Genomic DNA, 2507 nt, shown 5'->3' on the forward strand with positions numbered 1-2507 from the left:
GGTAAGATGGCTAAGGGGACGAAGCTTGGAGCTAAGGCAGCTGAGATGATTGGCTTAGCCAAAAGCAGTACCAAGGCAAGGCTCCTCGCAACTGTCGAAAAGTGGGGCTCAAAGGTTGACAATATCCTAGCTAAGAGCAATCCTGTCATTCGTCAATTTGGGGAGAAATTATTAGATACCCGAATTCCAGCTGGCCTCCGTCGGGAAGCACTTTCCTTTGCGGATGAAGTAGGCTCACTGTCTGCCTTTAGCGTTGAGAGCAAGACGCTGCGTGAGGTGATGAACTTCTCTAGTAAACATGTGGATGAGGTGGCAAGAACGGCAGAGAAGACCTTTGATAAAGAACGGATTCTTGAAAATCTTAAACAAAGCCGACTGGCAAGAGAGAGTTCGAATTTTGATGACTACCTCCGTAAAGACTATGCCTTACAAGGTAAGTATTTTGCGGAGAGAGTAGAACTTCCAAATGGGAAACGAGGATATTTATCGGCAGATATTATTGATGGGAAACCTGTACCTGTGCGTTCAAGAAGTTTTGTAGATGCGGAAGGTCGAATCAAATGGCCGAATGCGGATGGCTTTGTGACAGACAGTGCTGGTAATCCTATCACGCAACCTGCCAATCTAAAAGCGGGTCAAGTGATTGACCGATACGGAGGCAATGGCGGTCGCTTTACCAGTCCGCTTGAAAATGGGGAAATGTTGCCTTATACTAGCCGTGGATTGCCTTATCCAGAAGGCTATCAACCCTACCACCAATATGAGGTGGTGAAGGATATTACAAGGGAAAATATAGAAGAAGCATTTTATAAGCTATCAGATATTGATAAAATAGAGTTAAGTGATGCTATGAAAAAGTTTGATTTTACATTGGAGGATATTGCAAATCCACAGAAAGGTCAAATAGCTAAAGTGTTTGGTCAAGGTGGAGGTGTTCAAATTAAATTGGGAACATCGGTTGATTGGTATGAGATATTAGGTTTATTAAAAGAGGTGGAATGATGTCACATATAGATAAAGAAAGACAAGATTTGTTATTAGAAATTCAAGAATTAGGTTATGAAAGTCTGAGATATTCTATCTTTAACGACCACAGACCAGGTGAGTGGGAAGTAAGAATTGACTTTGATAATGAACTTAATCTCTATTTAGTATATGCTACGATGGATAGAGCTAGCTATAATAAAAAAATAGAATTCGATAATTTTAAAGACGCTAAGGCCTGTTTTATGGAAAAATTAGAACTTACTGTTAAAATGAATCGAGCATCTGTAAGAAGGGGGAGAACACCAGAGTACTCTTCACCACTGTGGGATAAAGCAGATGCCTGATATTGAAGTTATGAATAACTTTGTAGAACAAGAAATAAAGATGAAAGACTATCAAAATATAGGAATCTAATAGATGTCTTAGCTAATGTAAAAAAGAACAAATTGCTAAAGTATTTGGACAAGGCGGTGGAACTCAGATACAGTTTAGAACGAGCGTTAGTGTTTATGAACTACTTGGTTTATTAAAGGAGATTGCGTAAATGGACGAAAAAAATATTTTGAAATGGAAGAACGCTATCGAAGATGAAATCAAAAAATGCAATTTTGATAGCTTACATTACGTCCTATTTGATGAAAATAAACGACTTCCTTAGGCATTTCATATTTATCAGAAAAATGGGAAATTTTATGTTGATGGGAAAGACGAACGATCATATATCATTGGACATAGTAAAGAGTATGGTGATTTTGAAAGTGCAAAACAAGATTTTTTTGAAAAATTAGCACTTGTTATAGAATCTAATAAACTGAATATACAGTTAGGATTGCCTTCAGAATATCCATCACCACTATGGGATAAAGCAGATGCCTGACTATGATAATCCAATAGAGGCCTTAGAATGTGTTTAATGTAGGATAATTTTCAAAATGTTACTGAAGAGAGAACCAATCAGGGAATGAACATTCTTAAGCAGTTGTATTTCAGGAATATCTCTCAAAAAACCTTTTGAAGGCTATAGTGACGAGTGGGAAAGTCAGTTCACAGAGGATATTTTGCGGGCTACACAGCTTTCCCAGCAACAAGTCTCAACTGCTTTTATGCGTAGTGAAGATTTTGTCCGGTATTACGAACCCTATTTGCACAGGGAGGATGACTAATGGGATTTTATGTGGATACCGCAGAACTTCAGAAAGCACAAGAAGCCTATATGAAGATGGTGTCAACTGCCCAGAGTCAGCTAGATACTGCGAAAAGTGGGATGAATGCCATCATCACCAGCAACTCCATGTATGGGGAAGTTGGGACAGCGATTACGAATGAAATCAATCATGTCCATAACCCTGTAATCGTTGGCTTAAAGAATGGCTTAGAATTTCTAGGTTCTGAGTTTTCCAAGACGATTACGGACTTCCAGAATGTTGTTGAAGAAACTTCTACAACAGCAGTTCTGGCAGAGGAGACTTTGGATGATGCGGTCAAAAAATTGGATGAGGCAGACGAACAACACAAGACCA

Annotated in this window: 4 protein-coding genes; all 4 read left to right on the top strand. The window is 38.9% G+C overall.

All coding sequences use genetic code 11. The features are described from left to right. Positions 1-1002 (top strand): TNT domain-containing protein (locus ACVPON_RS10025; protein ID WP_462878498.1); only part of this gene is annotated, 1002 nt, incomplete at its 5' end. Then, entirely contained in the window at positions 1002-1331 is a 330-nt protein-coding gene (locus ACVPON_RS10030) for an Imm59 family immunity protein (RefSeq protein WP_462878499.1), read from the top strand. The genes ACVPON_RS10025 and ACVPON_RS10030, both read left to right, overlap by 1 nt. A 323-nt stretch (positions 1332-1654) precedes the next feature. Next, positions 1655-1864 carry an Imm59 family immunity protein gene (locus tag ACVPON_RS10035; RefSeq protein WP_462878501.1) on the top strand — a complete coding sequence of 70 codons (210 nt, stop codon included), beginning with the start codon at positions 1655-1657 and terminating at the stop codon, positions 1862-1864. Positions 1865-2149: 285 nt separating this feature from the next. After that, positions 2150-2507 (top strand): T7SS effector LXG polymorphic toxin (locus ACVPON_RS10040; RefSeq protein WP_462878500.1); only part of this gene is annotated, 358 nt, incomplete at its 3' end.

The sequence above is a fragment of the Streptococcus sp. 1F3 genome (genome assembly GCF_054968985.1).